The following is a 16,760-nucleotide window of genomic DNA, read 5'->3' as shown; positions in this document are numbered from 1 at the left end:
TAATTGTTGGAAGTAATTTCGATGAAATTAATTAAAAATACTTAAAAAAGAAATTACATGAAACAAATTGAGATTTATTTGTAGGAAATTACATGAGGTCTATAAAAAAATAATGAGAAGAAATTGTGTGAAGTTTATAAAAAATTATTTTAGGAGTTATATATGAAAAAATTTGAAGGATATATAGGCGGCTTACTAATTATCTTGATACTTCTGTTTGGAAAGTATTATTTGATGAGTGATATGCTATTTTTTAGATTGTTGATAGGTGTTGGCTTAGGTTACACTTTATCAAGAGGGTATCTTGGTTTTGCGGGTAGCGTGAATAGAGCTTATAATACTGGATCAACTAAATTAATGAAAACATTGATGTTTATGTTTTTTATTACATCATTATTTTCAACGGCTGTGCTGTTCAATGCTGATGCGAGTAAGTTTGATTTATGGGTAAATCCGATAAATACAGGCTTACTATTAGGTGGAATTTTGTTTGGGTTCGGAATGACTTTTTCGGCTTGCTGTGCATCTGGAGTGTTAACCGATTTGGCAAGCTCTCTTCCAAGAGCTTTGATTACGTTAATATTCTTCTGTTTTGGTGTGTTTATCGGATTTCCAATTCAAAATACAAAGAGTTGGATAACCGAATCTTGGTTTACTACTGAAACAGGAGCAAAAATAGGAACAAAGGGTGTTTATTTACCTGATTTGTTTAAATTTGACGGAATGCAGGGATATCTTGGTGCAATTGTTTTGACCGGTATTTTTTGCTTGATTGTAATTTTTATTGCAAATGCATATGAAAATAAGAGAAAAAACAACAAAACTTACTACGGTTATCTTAGTGAAGTGATGCAGGATAACGAAGAACAGAAGGCAATTACAGAAAGTTTGAGTAAGGAAGCACTAAAGACCGATTTTTATTACAAATTCTTTATTAAGCCATGGAGTTTAAAGACTGGTGCTTTCATAATAGCTGGTATTTTCGTATTGCTAATGGGTGTTACAAAAGCAGGCTGGGGAGCGAGTACTCCTTATGGTATTTGGTTTGGTAAGGCTTTGATGAAATTTGGCGTTTCTGCAGATGCAATCTCAGCTTTTACAAAAATGCCTGCGGGTCCGTACAGCTTGCCTTTCTTTGAGCATCCAGTAACAGTACAAAATGTGGGAATTTTTCTGGGCGCTTTGGTTTATTTGTTTACTGCAAAATTATTTTCTCAGACTGTTTCGACTGACTGGAAAATTAGTGTAAAATCGGGTGCTTTTTATGCATTAGGTGGTCTGTGTATGGGATTTGGAACAAGACTTTCTAACGGTTGTAATGTTGGTGCACTTTATACACCTATAGCAAATTTCTCACTTTCGGGATGGATATTCTTGATAGTGCTAGTAGCAGGTGGAATACTTGGAAACAAAGTCGCAAGAAAATTAAATGTATAATGTATTAAAGCAGATTTCTGTTATTTGACACAATATAAATTATCGCTCGCCTAATTCATTTCTTGGAATTTGAATGGGCGAGTTTTTTGTGATTTGTATCATGTACATTTTTTCGGTCTATATATTGTTAAAATCTGTCTGTTCACATATAATAAATAGTGACGAAATTTTTTGTGAGTATGCATGTTATTTTCATGCGAAAATTTGTGAAGGGGGTATTGTATGGAAAATAGAAGGTATGTAGAATTTTCTCTTGAAGAGTTTTCAAATGAGGTTGCTGCGAAGAAGACCATGCCAGGTGGGGGAAGTGTTGCAGCATATTGTTCTTCGTTGTCATCCGCTCTTGCATCTATGGTCGGAAATTTTACAGTAGGAAAGAAGAAATATCAACAATATGATGAGGATGTCAATGTAATTATTGAAAAAGCAAAGGAGTATGAAAAGATTTCTTTGGATTTGGTAGATGAGGATGTCGAAGCATATTTACCACTTTCAAATGCGTATAAATTGCCAAGTGATACAGAAGAAGAAAAGAAACTAAAGCAGCATACTATTCAAGATTGCCTGAAGGTTGCAGCATCAGTTCCATTAAAAACATTACAGATTTCAAATGAAATATTGAAGCTTCATGAAGAACTTTTGGTGAAAGGCTCAAATATGCTAATAAGTGATGTTGGGGTTGGTGTTATGATGTTAAAGGCATCAGTGCTTAGTGCAAAATTAAATATTTTAATTAATATAAAGTATATAGATGATGAAAGTTTTGTAAATGAATATAAGCTTGAGTTAGAGTCTTTGGAGAAAAAAATATGTGATAGCTGTGATAGGATATATCAATCAGTTGTGGAAAAACTTATCTAACAAAAACAGAGATATAAGACGGTTTTAGAATTGTATATTTAGATTTAAATAAATATTTTTATTATTTAAGGGGGGATATTTATTGGAAAATAAAGTGTTAAAGGGTAAGCCTGTAGCAGATAAATTGACGGAAAAAATAATATCTGAAATTGAGGATATTTTTGGGAATACTGGCAAGAGGCCGACTCTTGCAATGGTTAGAGTTGGGAATAGGGAAGATGATCTTTCTTATCAGAGAGCGGCTTCAAATAGATGCAAAAAGTGTGGTATAGACGCTGTTGTGGTTGAGCTGGATGAAAAGTGTTCGATGGATGAATATATAGATTCGTTGGAAAAACTTAATGGCGACACTTCAGTAACGGCGATTTTGTGTTTTAGACCGTTGCCAAAGGGATTAGACGAAGACGTTATAAAAAATATTATTTCTCCTGAAAAAGATGTGGATTGCTTTTCTCCCATTAACCTAGCGAAGTTGTTTTCTGGGGAAAAAGATGGATTTGTTCCTTGTACGCCGATGGGTGTAGTAGAAATTCTCGATTTTTATGGAATTGATGTTGAAGGAAAGAATGTTGTAGTAATAGGAAGATCGATGGTAGTTGGAAAACCTCTTTCGATAATGCTGACAAATAGGAATGCAACAGTAACCATATGTCATTCAAAATCCAAAAATTTGAGCGAAATATGCAGTAAGTCTGACATATTGATTTCTTGTATTGGTGCTGGTCGTTTTGTGAAAAAAGAATTTGTCAGAGAAGGTGCGATCGTTATTGATGTTGGTATCAATTTTGATGAAGACGGAAATATGATGGGTGATGTCGACTATGACGAGGTTTTAGAGCAATCTGGAGGAATAACTCCTGTTCCGGGTGGCGTTGGAGCAGTAACGACTTCAATATTGGCAAGCCAGGTATTAAAAGCGTTTAAAAATACATTATAATTCTTTTTAGAGGTGATTTTATGTTTATTAGACGTGCAAGAAAAAATCGTGAGGAGCAGAGTGTAGGTGATATTCTCGAATCCACGAAATCTCTAAAATATAATATGATTTTTTACTCTTTCTTAATCGGTATACTCAGTGGTCTTGTGATTGTTGCATACAGGATTTTGGGTGAAAAGTTATTTGAAATTGTAAATGGATTATATGGAAAAACGTCAGGAAAACCACTCAATATTGCAGTGGTCTTTCTGTGCCTTATCATTGCGTCATTATTCGTGGCTTTTTGCGTAAAGCAAGAGCCTAATATTTCAGGCTCTGGTATTCCTCAAGTAGAAGGCATTATTACCAGAAGAATTAAGGTTAATTGGAAAAAGGTGTTATTCTATAAATTTATTGGTGGGATAATTTCATTGGCTGCTGGATTGTCAGTTGGTAGAGAGGGTCCATCAATTCAGATGGGTGCAGCAGTTGGTGAAGGTGTTTCAAAAAATGCGAATAGACTTGATAGCGAACAAAAATATCTGATAACAAGTGGTGCTTCTGCCGGCTTGGCTGCAGCATTTAATGCACCCTTGGCAGGTGTTATGTTTGCATTGGAAGAGGTTCATAAAAATTTTTCGCCTGTCGTTTTGACATCTGCAATGATTTCAGCAGTAACTGCGGATATGGTTAGTAAATCCATTCTTGGTATGAATCCATCTCTAAGGTTTTCTGTCTTAAAGATTATTCCCATAAAATATTATTGGACACTGATAATATTAGGTGTTTTGGTGGGCTTGAGTGCTTACATATTTAATCATGGGTTACTTATTACAAAACATTTTTATAAAAAATTGCCTATAATATTAGAGCTAAAAATAATGATACCATTTATTTTTTCTGGAATTTTGGGAATGACAGTTCCACAGTTAATTGGTGGTGGCCATGAGATAATTACGAAGCTGAGTGTTGTTGATTATAGTATTATGGCATTGCTTGCCTTTTTAGTTATCAAATACTTGTTTACATTTATATCCTTTGGATCTGGAGTGCCAGGAGGAATTTTCTTTCCATTGTTGGCATTGGGTGCAATGATAGGTAGTATATTTGGAATTTTTTGTGTAAAGTTTTTAGGAATACCTAGGGAATTTATTATTAATTTTGCTGTGTTGGCTATGGCTGGGCATTTCGCTGCCATTGTTAAGGCTCCAATCACTGGAATAATACTTATTTTTGAGATGACTGGTTCATTTGAGCATCTGCTGTCACTCGCTTTGGTAGTTTTCTCTGCCTTGATCACATCAGATTTACTTGGAGTTGAGCCTGTGTATGATCTATTGTTAAAGGACATTTTGTCATCAAAGGGAAAGGATACCGAGATTATAGAAAATGATAAAAAAACTCTGATGGAATTTGCTGTACATATGGGAAGCAAAGTTGAGGGCAAGTATATATCCGAAATTGATTGGCCACAAAATTGCTTGGTGGTATCTGTATACAGAGGTGATACTGAAATTTTGCCAAGAGGAAAGACTATGATATTGGAGGGTGATATGCTGACTGTTATGGTGAATCAATCAGACTATCCGAAAATGTTGGATTATTTGAATGGGCTTACAATAGGTGCGTAGTAGAATTATTTTCCCTGCGAAATAAATATATTTATATAAAAAAATGGAAAGGAGGGATTGGGTTGTCTAACATATTGAATACATTAAATCGAAATCAACGTATTGCCGTTGAACATATTGACGGACCTTGCCTGGTTCTTGCAGGACCGGGATCTGGAAAAACAAGGGTAATAGCACATAGAATTTATAATATGATAAAAAACCATGATATCCCTCCTACCAGAATTTTGGCTATTAGCTTTACAAAGGCTTCATCGGACGATATCAGGAAAAAAACACTCGATTTTGCAAGAGATGATAGAGTGAAAAAGGTTAATTTTGGGACATTTCATTCTTCATTTTTTAGGATATTGAGAAGATATAGTGGAGTTAATCTCGAGGATATTATTTCAGAAAATGACAGATATAAATTGATGAAAATTGTCTTGAGACAGCTTAAAATTTCAAATATCAGTGACGACGATATAGCTGCGATATTGTCAGATATTTCCTATGTAAAAAATGAGATGATTGAGCCGATGTCATATAATTGTGAATCCTTTGAAGCAGAGGTTTTTTCACAGATTTTTGACCTTTATGAGAGAGGTAAAAATAGCGTCAAAAAAATCGATTTTGATGATATGCTTATTATGACATATAAACTATTGCTGGAAAATCAAGATATTTTAGAAATAGTGAGAAGTGTTTACAAATATATCCTAATTGATGAGTTTCAAGATGTCAATAAAGTCCAATTTGAAGTAATTAAATTGATTGCCAAGCCTTTAAACAATGTCTTTGTAGTTGGCGATGAGGATCAAAGTATCTATGGGTTTAGAGGTGCAAGACCGGATTTTATGTTAGATTTTTCAAAGTATTTCGATGGAGCGAAAACTGTTATTCTAGAAAAAAATTACAGATCCAATAGAAATATTGTAGAACTGTCACAGAAATTGATAAAAAACAACAAAAATAGATACGAAAAAAGAGTATTTCCATATAGGGCGACGAAGGGAAATATCTGCTATATTTATCCAAAAGATATTGAAGAGGAAGCAAATATTATAGCTGAAGAAATAAAAAAGGCTGTGGAAAAAGATGAAAATGAATATTCTGATTTTGCCGTTATATATAGGACAAACAGGCAGTCAAGAGCGCTTGTTGACTCGTTTATGAATAATCGAATACCATTTGTATTAAAAGATTCAGCAAAAAGTATTTTTGATCATTGGGTAAGCTTGGATTTGATTGCATATCTGAGAATTGCTATGAATATAGCTACAAATGAGGAGTGGGCAAGGATTATTAATAAGCCTTTCAGGTATATTTCAAAAAAAGCAGTGGATAAAGCAGTGAAAAGTGTGGATTTTTTTGAATCTTTATTGAATAATACAGATATAAAGGAGTTTCAAAAAAGAGATTTAAGAGATTTATATGAAGATTTGTTGTATATTCGATCATTGGCACCAGAGTATGCTATTTCATATATTAGAACAACCTTGGACTATGACAGATACATACTTGAATACTGTCACGAGAGGAAGATAAAAGCAAAAGGTATTGTGGATATTTTAGATGAGTTTGAAAGCTCATCTAAAAGCTTTAGATCTAGCTTTGATTTTTTTAAGCATATTGATAATGTAAGAGAAGAGCTTAAAAGGAAAAATAGCCAACAGAAAAAAAGCTCTTTGGACGATTTGCTAGATGAAGGTGTTGTGTTGACTACCATGCATAGCGCCAAAGGTCTTGAGTTTAAAAATGTTTTTATTGCTGGAGTTATTGATGGAATAGTTCCTTATATTAATTCTGAGGATGAAAATATAGATGAAAATCATGAAGAAGAGGAAAGAAGATTGTTCTATGTGGGAGTAACTAGGGCAAAGGATAATTTGACAATTAGTATTCCAGCAAAAAAATATAATAAAAAAGCTGAAAAATCAAGATTTATAAAAGGCATAGAAAAAGAATTTTAAAAAAATAAAAAAATATATTGACAATAGTTTATTCGGTGAGTATAATATAGTTCATAGCTAAATAGTTTAGAAAATCAGTGATAGAGAAAGTAGCTTTACGGAATTTTCAGCGAGTTGGGATATGGTGTGAGCCCAATATTGGAAGTATTTGTGAAAAGAGCTCTGGAGATTATTGGAAGAAATTTAGTATTCTAATAGGTTTCCCGCCTTAAGGGGTTGAGAGGGCAGTCTATCTGTCAATAAGAGTGGTAACGCGGTATATTCGTCTCTTGGTCATTTATGACTGAGGGATTTTTTTGTACATTGGTATTCTTATTGCGTAGCTGTCAACAAGAGTGGTAACGCGGTATATTCGTCTCTTGGTCATTATGGCCAAGGGACTTTTTTTATAAATTAAGGTTTATTTTTTAAAAAATTTTTAAGGTATTTTGATAAGGAGTTAGAGAGATGAAAAAGGGATTAAAGAAATTAATGGCATTGGGATTAGTAGCTGTATTGGCAGTAGGTATGGCAGGCTGTGGAAGTAAAAAGGAAGAAAAAGCTTCATCAGCTGGAGCAACTAAGATTGAACAGATTAAGAAGGATGGAAAGCTAATTGTTGGTACTTCACCAGATTATCCTCCTTTTGAATTTATTATTTCAGAAGATGGAAAGAGCAAGATAGTTGGAGCTGATATAGAATTGGCACAAAAATTTGCTGATAAATTGGGAGTAAAGCTTGAAATCAAATCAATGGATTTTGACTCACTATTACCAGCACTGCAATCTGATGTTGTAGATTTAGTAATTACAGGTATGACACCTGATGAAACTCGTAAGAAATCAGTAGATTTCACAGATATTTACTTCACTGGAAAAAATGGTGTAATAGTGAAAGAAAGCGACGCTGGAAAAGTTAAATCAGAAGACGATTTGAAGAAGATGAAGATAGGCGTTCAAAAGGGATCTACTCAGGAAATATATGTTAAGGACCAATTAAAGCTTACTGATTACAAGGCTTTGACATCAGTTCCAGACCTAGTAATGGACTTGAAGAATGGAAATATAGATGCAGTTGTATTGAATGATAAAGTTGCCAGCATAAATGCAGGAAAATATGATGGTGTAAAGGTTGTTGAAAACTTGGCATTAACTAGTGGTGGAGATGAAGAGTTGATGGCAGTAGCAGTAAAGAAAGGCGACAATAAAGAGCTACTAGCTGCATTGAATGAAGAAATTAAGACTCTAAAAGATAGTGGAGAATATGACAAGATATTAGCTAATGCTGTTGACCAAGTATCAAAAGAAAAGAAATAATTAGCTTAATTTAAGCTAATTATACTAATTATACTAATTATGCTAATAATGTAATATATGTAAACAAACATAGAAATAAAAATAAGTATAGAAATAAAATAAACATAGAAATAAAATAAAAACACAAATAAAAATAGAAACAAAAGAAGATAAGGATTTTTTTAAGGAGTTAGATTATGGGCTATTTATTAGATTATTCGGACCTGTTTATAAAAGGTACGAAGGTTACGATATTGCTATCGATCGTTGCGTTATGTTTTGGATTTGTTCTAGGACTAATCGCTTGTATAGCAAAGATTTCAAATTTTAAAATTTTCAAGGTTATTTCAAATATTTATATAGAGGTAATTAGAGATACACCTTTGATGGTTCAGTTGTCAATTATATACTTTGGTTTGCCGACTTTGTTGGATATCAAATATCCAGATTTCTTGGGGCTTGGTCCAGAATTTACAGCCGGTGCAATAGCATTGACTCTTAATTCAGGTGCATATATAGCAGAGATACTGAGGTCAGGAATAGAGTCAGTAAACAAAGGGCAAATGGAAGCAAGTCGTTCCTTAGGTATGAACTATTGGCAATCAATGAGATATGTTATTGTTCCACAGGCTATCAAAAACATATTACCAGCATTAGCGAACGAATTCGTGTCACTTGTAAAAGAAACTGCAATTGTTTCTACAGTGGGTATTATGGACATAATGTTTGTTGCTGGAGCTGTAAAGAACACTACATTTAAATCATTTGGACCATACTTGTTAGCCGCTTTGATTTACTTTGTACTTACATTTGTTCTTTCAAGATTGGTTGCTCTTCTTGAAAAGAAAATGGCAGCTAAATAGGGAGGTTGTATAAAATGAAAGAAAAAGAAGTTTTGTTAGAAATAAAGGATTTACATAAATCATTTGGAAATCTTGAGGTAATAAAAGGCATTGATTTAGAAATTGATAAAGGTAATATCGTTGTAATAATCGGCCCATCAGGATCAGGAAAAAGCACTGTCTTGAGATGCATGAATTTGTTGGAACAACCTACATCTGGAGATATAGTGTTCGAAGGTCAGAGTATAATGGAAAATAAAAAGAATATAGATAAAATCAGAGAAAATATCGGTATGGTTTTTCAGAATTTTAATCTATTTCCAAATAAATCTATAATAGAGAACATCACTCTTGCACCTATGAAAGTAAAAGGAATAAGCAAGGCAGAAGCTGAGAAAAAGGCAGAAGAATTGCTTACAAGAGTGGGGCTTATAGAAAAAAAGGATTCATTCCCGAATCAGTTATCTGGTGGACAACAGCAGCGTATTGCTATTGCAAGAGCTTTGGCAATGGAGCCAGATATGATGCTATTCGATGAACCCACTTCAGCATTAGATCCAGAAATGGTCAAGGAAGTTCTCGATGTAATAAAAGAGCTTGCAGATGAAGGAATGACAATGGCGATAGTGACTCACGAAATGGGATTTGCAAAGGAAGTTGCTGATAGAGTTATTTTCGTTGATGGAGGAAAAATTGTTGAGGATGGTTCACCTGATGAAGTATTCAATAATCCAAAGAGCGAAAGAGCAAAAGATTTCTTCGCAAAGATATTAATTTAAGATTTTAAGTATAAAAATGAAAATAGGAAATAAAGTAGTTAATTATTCAAATCAATCTAAAACTTTGGAATGATTTGTTTAAATTATACATAATCTAGTAATTGAGAAGTTTGTTAGTTGTTACTTTCAAAACTTTTCATACCTAGGTAGAAATCTCCTTATCAAAAACAGTGTAGCAAATTTGCTACACTGTTTTACTTTCAATTTATAGTTATTTTTGATGATTTTTTTGGTTATAGTTATTATTGATAAGAGTTATTTCAGTTTATTTATATAATTTACATCCTTTAAAAGAGGTCTGGAGAATCCAAAAAACTTTATGTTGTGATTATTGTGTAGCCTTTCGATTTGCTCCAAAGTCCTAACGCCTCCTGTTAGAATTACATCAGTATCTACCAAAGATATTAGTTTTCCTGCTGCTTCTCTATAGTAAGCATCATCAGTTTCTTTGTATTTTAGGAATTTATTCCCGCTGACTTCTATTGCATCAATTCCCAAATCAGATAATTTTTTACACATAAACAAAAACTCATCCACAGTTAATCCTCTTTCAACGTCATCTGTAGAATTAATTTTTATCCAAATTGGATAATCGTACCCTACTTTATCTCTTATAGCAGTATAGACTTCTTCCAAAATTCTAAACCTGTTTTCTACAGAACCACCATATTCATCAGTTCTATGGTTGAAAATTGGTGAGATAAACTGTGACAATAAATATCCATGAGCTGAATGAATTTGTACACCATCAAAACCAGCTTTTTTTACACGAGCCGCAGCAGAAGCAAATAAGCCAATAACATTTTCAATATCGTCTTTTGTCATTTCCCTTGGAGTTAAATTCGATCTAGGGTGTGTTATTTCAGACGGTCCTAGTATTACCGCTTTTTCTGGATATCCCTGACTGATAGACGAACCATGGACAATTTGCATGACAATTTTTCCGCCAGAATTATGGACTTCGTCGGTCAATTTTTTGTAATCTTCAATCATGTCGTCGCAATATATTCCCAGTTGATATTCAGCGGGTTGCTCATAATTTGCAATATAAGCATAGCTAGTTATGATTGTTCCAACATTTCCTTTTGTCAAATCAATATATAATTTGGTGATATCATCAGTTGGCCTGCCATCAATGGTAGCCTTACCCTCGTAAGTTGCAGATCTTACGAAATGGTTTTTGACGTAAATTCTTCCTATTGTAGTGTTATCAAAAAAATTCATAATACATAGATTCCTTTCTTTAAAGAATAATTAATCAAAATTAAGTTTAATAATAAATTAATAAATTAAATTACTGTCTAATAATAAATCAAATTACTGTCTATAACTCCTTTCCTATAAATTCTCCAAGTTTTTTAATTGTTTCTTCGTTTCTTTTGTAGTATGTCCACTTTCCTACTCTAGTAGCGATAACTAAGTCACTCTTTTGCAAAATAGAAAGATACTGAGATGTTGTGGATTGGGTGAATCCTAAAAGTCTCTGTATTTCACCAACGCATACACCAATTTCAATCATGTCAACATCAGTACAGTGTGAAAAGTATTTTTTTGGATTTTTTAGCCAAAGTAAAATCTGTAATCTAGACTCATTTGACAAGGCTTTTAAAATTTCTACTATATTTTTCATACTCAAAATTATATATCGAGATATCTCGATATGTCAATGATTAATCACAAAATAATTATTTTGTAAAATTTGAATCAAAGAAAAAGGGTTTTAATGATAGGTATAAAAAAGCGTACAAATAATACTATATTGCAATTAAAATACGTGATTATATAAATGATTTATGATATAATATTAGTTACCGAATTATAATGATGAATGAAATTTTCAATTTGAGAGGAGATATATATGAAGCACGAAATAGTTCTTGTTATTGACTTTGGTGGTCAGTATAACCAGCTAATTGCAAGAAGAGTAAGAGAAAACAATGTATATTGTGAAATTCTACCGTATACTGTAGATTTAGAAAAAATCAAAGCGAAAAATCCAAAGGGAATAATTTTTACGGGTGGGCCTAATAGCGCTTATTTGGAAGATTCACCAAAGATTTCAAACGAAATATTTGAGTTAGGCGTGCCTATTTTAGGTATATGCTATGGGGACCAGTTGATGGCACATCTTCTTGGCGGAAAAGTTGAAAAAGGTGATAATCAGACACGTGAATATGGTAAAACTATTATCGAATATGGAAAATCGCCTATATTTAAAGATGTAGATTCTAATCAAGTTTGGATGAGTCATACTGATTATATATCATCGGCACCAGAAGGATTTGATATAATTGCAACTACTTCTAATTGCCCTATTGCAGCGATGCAAAATGTAGAAAAGAAATTATATGGTGTACAGTTCCATCCAGAGGTTGAACATTCAATTGACGGAGATAAAATATTGAAAAACTTCCTTTATGATATTTGTGAGGTCAGTGGAGATTGGACTACAAGCTCGTTTATTGATGATAAAATAGCAGAGATAAAGAGCATCGTTGGAGACAAAAAAGCTCTTTGTGCACTAAGTGGTGGGGTCGACTCATCTGTTGCAGCTGTGTTGATGCATAGAGCGATTGGTGACAACCTTACATGTATATTTGTCGATCATGGTCTACTTAGAAAAAATGAAGGAAACGATGTAGAAAGAATATTTAGAGAAAAGTTTAGCATGAACTTGATAAGAGTAAATGCAGAAGATAGATTTCTAGGTAAATTAAAAGGTGTGACAGAACCTGAAGCCAAGAGAAAAATTATCGGCGAAGAATTTATCAGAGTGTTTGAAGAAGAATCACATAAACTAGGAAAAATGGATTTCTTGGTACAAGGAACAATTTATCCTGATATAGTTGAAAGTGGTTTAGGCGACTCAGCGACTATTAAATCTCACCACAATGTTGGAGGATTACCTGAAGATGTTGATTTCCAAGAGATAATAGAACCGTTAAGAGAGCTTTTCAAAGATGAAGTTAGAAAAATAGGGTTGGAATTAGGTATAGAAGAAAATCTTATTTTCAGACATCCATTCCCAGGTCCAGGACTTGGAATTAGAGTAATTGGAGAAGTTACAAAAGAAAAATGTGATATATTGAGAGAGGCTGATGCTGTTTATATGGACGAATTGAGAAAAGCTGGTCTGTATAAGAAGATTTGGCAGGCATTTGCAACGCTTCCAGATGTTAAGACTGTAGGCGTTATGGGAGATGAAAGAACATATGCTTATCTTGTGGGATTGAGAGCAGTGGCTTCTAGTGATGGAATGACTTCAGATTGGTATAAGATACCTTATGATGTGCTGGAAAGGATTAGTAATAGGATTATTAATGAATGCGAAGGCGTGAATAGGGTTGTGTATGATATAACAAGTAAACCACCTGGTACGATTGAGTGGGAATAACAGAAACAAATATGTTACTGTTATGAAAGCGTTGAAAACAGCGAGTTTTTGCGGTTTGTAAAAACAAAAAACTCTTGAGTGATACTATTTTGATACTAAAAAGTTGAAATAATAGGTTCAAAAGGGAGTTGTTGAATTGAGCGAGTTTCACGAGCGATACTTATTGACCGAAGGGCAATAAGGTAGGTAAAAGTTTATAGAAAGCCTTCCATCGTTATGGTGGGAGGCTTTTGTGAAAATAGTGGTTGATAAATAAGAATTTGTAATTGTGAGGAGGAAAATGGAAAATAGTAAATATGTTGTTTTTGAAATTTTAGGAGTTAAGAAAGACGACCGTCAGAATTCTTTTGTATTTGATAAAGATGCGGAATGTATAATTAACAATGATAAGTATATAAGCAAAATACAAGTATCGTCAGATATCAGTAAGGCTATCTTTTATTTGCATGATTCACTTGAGATTTCAGAAAATAATGTTTTGGAAATAGTTAATTACCTTTCGTTGTATCTTGGCAATATTATGATTGCTCTTATAAAAAATAGTTTGAAGTATTCAAGTGTTTTGCTTAAACCCACTATTCGTATTTTAGAGTTGCATTTATTAGAAAATGAAGTTAGATTAAATGACTATATTCGAATTACTGATTCCTTAGTTTGTTGTTCTAAGTTTGATAACGGAAATGAAATTTTGAGACAATGGATAGAAGATGTTAAAATTTCAGATTACACTATAAAAAATGATAAGTATGATATTTTGTTTTTATTACTTCAGGGAGGTAATATCGTTCAAAAGTATATGGCGATGTATGCTTATCTGATGTGCTTAGTAAAGGAAATATATTCTAGCCAAAGAGAAAGTCAAAAACAAGTAGTAAAATATATTTCAGATAACTGTTCTAGGGTTGGAATAAATTTGAGTCTATCTTTATGTACCCGCCTAGGTGCAAAACCTAATGAGAAAGAAGAGCAATTTACTGCTTTGCGAAATAAGATAGCGCATCCCGCTAATATAAATGCTAATGTTAATATGAGTGAAAATGCTATAAACCAACTTGCTTCAATCATTTGCTGTGCAATAGAAGATATATCTTCATAATCTGTTTTAATGAATTATCGTAAAAATTATGTGATTTCAGAACGACAATCCCAGCTTGTCTAAAGCATCAAACAACATAAAAAAGCACATAACTTTAAGATCTAAAAATCTTTCAGCTATGTGCTTTTTCTATGCTTATTTTATATCCGGTGGAATCTTAGCGGTTATGCCTTTTCTATAGAACTTCACATTACTTTCTTCAAAGGGAACATAATCTTTTTTCAGGCTGTTAGGATAGTTTGCCTTCCAATCCTGTAAGGCTTCTTTAGTAATTTCGTTATTTTCATATTTCTCTTTCATTTCCTGCCACTGTTCAAGCATATTACGAATTCTTAATATAGCTTCACTGCCGAAATATATACCTGTGGTAGTGTATTCGGGATCTTCATCATTTAGGATAACAGGTCGTATATTTACTTCAATACTGTCATCTAGCTTAAATAAAAATCGCATTAAATCATGTTCCGTATATGGATAATCAGGTTCTTTCAAATACTCTTTGTTTACATGCAGTGCAGCGGAAATATTTTCCAAGACATCGTCTTTAGGAGTACGAATATCAAGTTCGTATTGTCTTATTCTTACATCATCTAAATGGATTCTGTCTCCTAATGCCTTTTGAGTAATTCTCCTTAGTTCACGGAATTTCTTTATCAATTTACCCAAACTCAATTTAAACACCTCCTTAGGAGCAAATTTGTTTCTCTTAATAATATAATCGAAAATAAGAAAAAACACAATAGAAAAATAAAATTTAGAAAAAAGTATTGACAGAAACAAAAAAGCTACTTATAATCTAAAATAGAAACAGAAACAAATATGTTTCTAAAAAGAAAGGAGGAAAGTACGATGGAGAAATTATTTCTTACTTCTAATGAAGTTGCCGATTTATTAAATATATCGCAGCAGCAAGCTTATAAAATCATCCGAGATATGAATAAGCAGCTTGCTGAACACGGCTTTCTTGTCCTTAGGGGAAGAATCAATAAGAAATATTTTATGGAACAAATCTACAAGGCGAAGGAGGGAGAATAATGCCTGCATATAAGGACGAAAAAAGCGGAAAATGGTTCACTTCATTCTATTATAAGGATTGGGACGGACAGAGCAGAAAGAAGCTGAAAAGAGGGTTTGAAACCAAGAAAGAAGCAATTACTTACGAGAGGAATTTTACGGTAAAGATGTCGGGTTCTCTCAATATGCTCTTTGAAGATTACTTTGAACTTTATAAGGCTGATGTTATAGGAACCATTCGACTTAATACATGGATGACAAAAGAACATATGATAAGAACAAAGATTTTACCGTTTTTCAGCGGTATGAAAATGAGTGAGATTAAACCTGTTGTAGTAAAGAAGTGGCATAACGTACTCTTAAACATTGAAAATGCAGAAGGAGAAGCCTATAAGCCGACCTATCTTAAATCCATTCACGCACAGCTAAGTTGTATGTTTAACCATGCAGTTAAGTATTACGGGTTAAGGCAAAATCCTTGCAAGGTAACAGGGCGTATAGGAAAGCAAAAAAGTGATGAGGAAGTGGAGTTTTGGACGAAAGAGGAGTACTTAAAATTTATAGAAGCTATTAAGGGCAAGGATATTTCATTTTATGCTTTTGAAATTCTTTATTGGACAGGTATTCGGTTGGGTGAACTTAGAGCATTAACAAAAGCTGATTTTGACTTTGATAAAAAGGCGATGCGAATCAGTAAATCAGCACAGAGAATTAACGGAGAAGAAGTTATTACCGATCCGAAAACACCGAAAAGCAAAAGAACAATTATGCTTCCGGATTTTTTAATCAGAGAACTTAAAGACTATTTCTTGAAGATTGAATATTTTTCGGAAGATGAACAAATCTTTCCAAAATGCAAAACCTATTTCAATAAGGAAATGGAGCGAGGAATTAAAAAGTCGAAAGTTAAGAAAATCAAGCTTCATGCACTGAGACACAGCCATATATCGCTGCTCATAGAAATGGGTTTTACACCTGTTGACATTGCAGCACGAACAGGACATGAGAGCATAAAGGTGTTGATGGATTACAGTCATATGTTCCCGAATAAACAGATGGACATGGCGGATAAGTTGGATAAGGAGGGAGAGTACAGTGAAAGCACCAAAATTTCCAAGCTATGATGAAGCTGTAAATTGTAAAAAGAAAAAGTCTCAAAACTTGCTGAGTAAAGAAGAATGGCAAGCGTTAGAGGAGGAAAGAAAGCAAAAGGAACGAGACAAAGGTAAGCGATTTGTTGGTAACAGAAAAAAGGATGTAACCATAGCATTCAGAACAAATCGAAAAGATAGGGAGCTTATTTTCAAAAAGATTACAATGTCCGGACTCAGCAGACAGGATTATATGACCAATGCCATCCTTAATGCTCCTATAAAAGTATTCGCAACAAGAAATGTTATAGATAATTGTAAAAATGAGCTAAAGGAAATTCTATCGGAACTTAAACGAGTGAAGCAGTACGGAGAATTGGATGCGGGTTATAGGCATGAATTGAAAATGATTACTGAAATAATAGAAGCGGCAATACAAGAAAAAAGCATTTAGCCAAATGACTAAAGGCAA

The 16,760-nt window shown here is 33.3% G+C and carries 16 protein-coding genes and 1 other annotated feature; of the genes, 13 read left to right on the top strand and 3 right to left on the bottom strand.

Annotated features, from left to right (window positions below):
- Positions 1-162 precede the first annotated feature (162 nt).
- From FYJ71_RS06395 to FYJ71_RS06360, 8 genes are all read left to right on the top strand, one after another.
- Positions 163-1,437 carry a YeeE/YedE family protein gene (locus FYJ71_RS06395; protein WP_154537970.1) on the top strand — a complete coding sequence of 425 codons (1,275 nt, stop codon included), beginning with the start codon at positions 163-165 and terminating at the stop codon, positions 1,435-1,437.
- A 222-nt stretch (positions 1,438-1,659) separates the two neighbouring features.
- Positions 1,660-2,298: a cyclodeaminase/cyclohydrolase family protein gene (locus tag FYJ71_RS06390; protein ID WP_154537969.1), complete on the top strand. Its 639-nt coding sequence runs from the start codon at positions 1,660-1,662 to the stop codon at positions 2,296-2,298.
- Positions 2,299-2,380: 82 nt separating this feature from the next.
- Positions 2,381-3,235, top strand: a complete 855-nt coding sequence (locus FYJ71_RS06385; protein WP_154537968.1) for a bifunctional 5,10-methylenetetrahydrofolate dehydrogenase/5,10-methenyltetrahydrofolate cyclohydrolase — start codon at positions 2,381-2,383, stop codon at positions 3,233-3,235.
- Between the two features lie 20 nt (positions 3,236-3,255).
- Complete coding sequence (locus FYJ71_RS06380; protein ID WP_154537967.1) at positions 3,256-4,845, top strand: ClC family H(+)/Cl(-) exchange transporter; 1,590 nt, start codon at positions 3,256-3,258, stop codon at positions 4,843-4,845.
- A gap of 62 nt (positions 4,846-4,907) precedes the next feature.
- On the top strand, positions 4,908-6,797 hold the full coding sequence (locus FYJ71_RS06375) for an ATP-dependent helicase (RefSeq protein WP_235899093.1): 1,890 nt from the start codon (positions 4,908-4,910) through the stop codon (positions 6,795-6,797).
- 68 nt (positions 6,798-6,865) lie between these two features.
- Positions 6,866-7,070 (top strand) — a binding site (T-box leader).
- 174 nt (positions 7,071-7,244) lie between these two features.
- Positions 7,245-8,093 carry a transporter substrate-binding domain-containing protein gene (locus FYJ71_RS06370; protein WP_154537966.1) on the top strand — a complete coding sequence of 283 codons (849 nt, stop codon included), beginning with the start codon at positions 7,245-7,247 and terminating at the stop codon, positions 8,091-8,093.
- A gap of 176 nt (positions 8,094-8,269) precedes the next feature.
- Entirely contained in the window at positions 8,270-8,935 is a 666-nt protein-coding gene (locus FYJ71_RS06365; protein ID WP_154537965.1) for an amino acid ABC transporter permease, read from the top strand.
- A 14-nt stretch (positions 8,936-8,949) separates the two neighbouring features.
- Positions 8,950-9,693: an amino acid ABC transporter ATP-binding protein gene (locus FYJ71_RS06360; protein ID WP_331468047.1), complete on the top strand. Its 744-nt coding sequence runs from the start codon at positions 8,950-8,952 to the stop codon at positions 9,691-9,693.
- A 255-nt stretch (positions 9,694-9,948) separates the two neighbouring features.
- On the opposite strand, the gene FYJ71_RS06355 is transcribed toward FYJ71_RS06360, so the two are convergent.
- Together FYJ71_RS06355 and FYJ71_RS06350 are read right to left on the bottom strand one after the other, a co-directional pair.
- Positions 9,949-10,917: an NADH:flavin oxidoreductase gene (locus FYJ71_RS06355; protein ID WP_154537964.1), complete on the bottom strand. Its 969-nt coding sequence runs from the start codon at positions 10,915-10,917 to the stop codon at positions 9,949-9,951.
- Positions 10,918-11,017: 100 nt separating this feature from the next.
- Positions 11,018-11,323, bottom strand: coding sequence for an ArsR/SmtB family transcription factor (locus FYJ71_RS06350; RefSeq protein WP_154537963.1), 306 nt, complete (start codon positions 11,321-11,323; stop codon positions 11,018-11,020).
- A gap of 228 nt (positions 11,324-11,551) precedes the next feature.
- Between FYJ71_RS06350 and guaA the strand changes: the two genes are divergently transcribed.
- On the top strand, positions 11,552-13,087 hold the full coding sequence (guaA, locus tag FYJ71_RS06345) for a glutamine-hydrolyzing GMP synthase (protein ID WP_154537962.1): 1,536 nt from the start codon (positions 11,552-11,554) through the stop codon (positions 13,085-13,087).
- Between the two features lie 280 nt (positions 13,088-13,367).
- Positions 13,368-14,183: a hypothetical protein gene (locus tag FYJ71_RS06340; protein WP_154537961.1), complete on the top strand. Its 816-nt coding sequence runs from the start codon at positions 13,368-13,370 to the stop codon at positions 14,181-14,183.
- 135 nt (positions 14,184-14,318) lie between these two features.
- Here the strand turns inward: FYJ71_RS06340 and FYJ71_RS06335 are convergent, their stop codons facing one another.
- Positions 14,319-14,864: a helix-turn-helix domain-containing protein gene (locus FYJ71_RS06335; RefSeq protein WP_328597751.1), complete on the bottom strand. Its 546-nt coding sequence runs from the start codon at positions 14,862-14,864 to the stop codon at positions 14,319-14,321.
- Positions 14,865-15,032: 168 nt separating this feature from the next.
- On the opposite strand from FYJ71_RS06335, the gene FYJ71_RS06330 reads away from it, so the two are divergent.
- From FYJ71_RS06330 to FYJ71_RS06320, 3 genes are read left to right on the top strand one after another with little or no spacing between them, the layout of a single operon-like run.
- Complete coding sequence (locus FYJ71_RS06330; protein ID WP_009529244.1) at positions 15,033-15,218, top strand: transcriptional regulator; 186 nt, start codon at positions 15,033-15,035, stop codon at positions 15,216-15,218.
- Positions 15,218-16,321 (top strand): site-specific integrase, encoded by a 1,104-nt coding sequence (locus FYJ71_RS06325; RefSeq protein ID WP_154537959.1) that lies wholly within the window; start codon positions 15,218-15,220, stop codon positions 16,319-16,321. Before FYJ71_RS06330 ends, FYJ71_RS06325 begins: the two co-directional genes overlap by 1 nt.
- Complete coding sequence (locus FYJ71_RS06320) at positions 16,293-16,742, top strand: plasmid mobilization protein (RefSeq protein ID WP_321055972.1); 450 nt, start codon at positions 16,293-16,295, stop codon at positions 16,740-16,742. The genes FYJ71_RS06325 and FYJ71_RS06320 overlap by 29 nt, the downstream gene beginning before the upstream one ends.
- Positions 16,743-16,760 lie beyond the last annotated feature (18 nt).

Source organism: Peptostreptococcus porci (assembly GCF_009695815.1).
Classification (GTDB): domain Bacteria; phylum Bacillota; class Clostridia; order Peptostreptococcales; family Peptostreptococcaceae; genus Peptostreptococcus; species Peptostreptococcus porci.
The sequence above is the reverse complement of the archived record's forward strand: the minus strand, read 5'-3'. Positions and strand labels throughout refer to the sequence as shown.

Bases quoted from the DNA above. Each gene is read 5' to 3' on its own strand.
- FYJ71_RS06395 (WP_154537970.1), top strand. From the start codon at position 163: ATGAAAAAATTTGAAGGATATATAGGCGGCTTACTAATTATCTTGATA.
- FYJ71_RS06390 (WP_154537969.1), top strand. From the start codon at position 1,660: ATGGAAAATAGAAGGTATGTAGAATTTTCTCTTGAAGAGTTTTCAAAT.
- FYJ71_RS06380 (WP_154537967.1), top strand. From the start codon at position 3,256: ATGTTTATTAGACGTGCAAGAAAAAATCGTGAGGAGCAGAGTGTAGGT.
- FYJ71_RS06370 (WP_154537966.1), top strand. From the start codon at position 7,245: ATGAAAAAGGGATTAAAGAAATTAATGGCATTGGGATTAGTAGCTGTA.
- FYJ71_RS06365 (WP_154537965.1), top strand. From the start codon at position 8,270: ATGGGCTATTTATTAGATTATTCGGACCTGTTTATAAAAGGTACGAAG.
- FYJ71_RS06360 (WP_331468047.1), top strand. From the start codon at position 8,950: ATGAAAGAAAAAGAAGTTTTGTTAGAAATAAAGGATTTACATAAATCA.
- FYJ71_RS06355 (WP_154537964.1), bottom strand. From the start codon at position 10,917: ATGAATTTTTTTGATAACACTACAATAGGAAGAATTTACGTCAAAAAC.
- FYJ71_RS06350 (WP_154537963.1), bottom strand. From the start codon at position 11,323: ATGAAAAATATAGTAGAAATTTTAAAAGCCTTGTCAAATGAGTCTAGA.
- guaA (WP_154537962.1), top strand. From the start codon at position 11,552: ATGAAGCACGAAATAGTTCTTGTTATTGACTTTGGTGGTCAGTATAAC.
- FYJ71_RS06340 (WP_154537961.1), top strand. From the start codon at position 13,368: ATGGAAAATAGTAAATATGTTGTTTTTGAAATTTTAGGAGTTAAGAAA.
- FYJ71_RS06330 (WP_009529244.1), top strand. From the start codon at position 15,033: ATGGAGAAATTATTTCTTACTTCTAATGAAGTTGCCGATTTATTAAAT.
- FYJ71_RS06325 (WP_154537959.1), top strand. From the start codon at position 15,218: ATGCCTGCATATAAGGACGAAAAAAGCGGAAAATGGTTCACTTCATTC.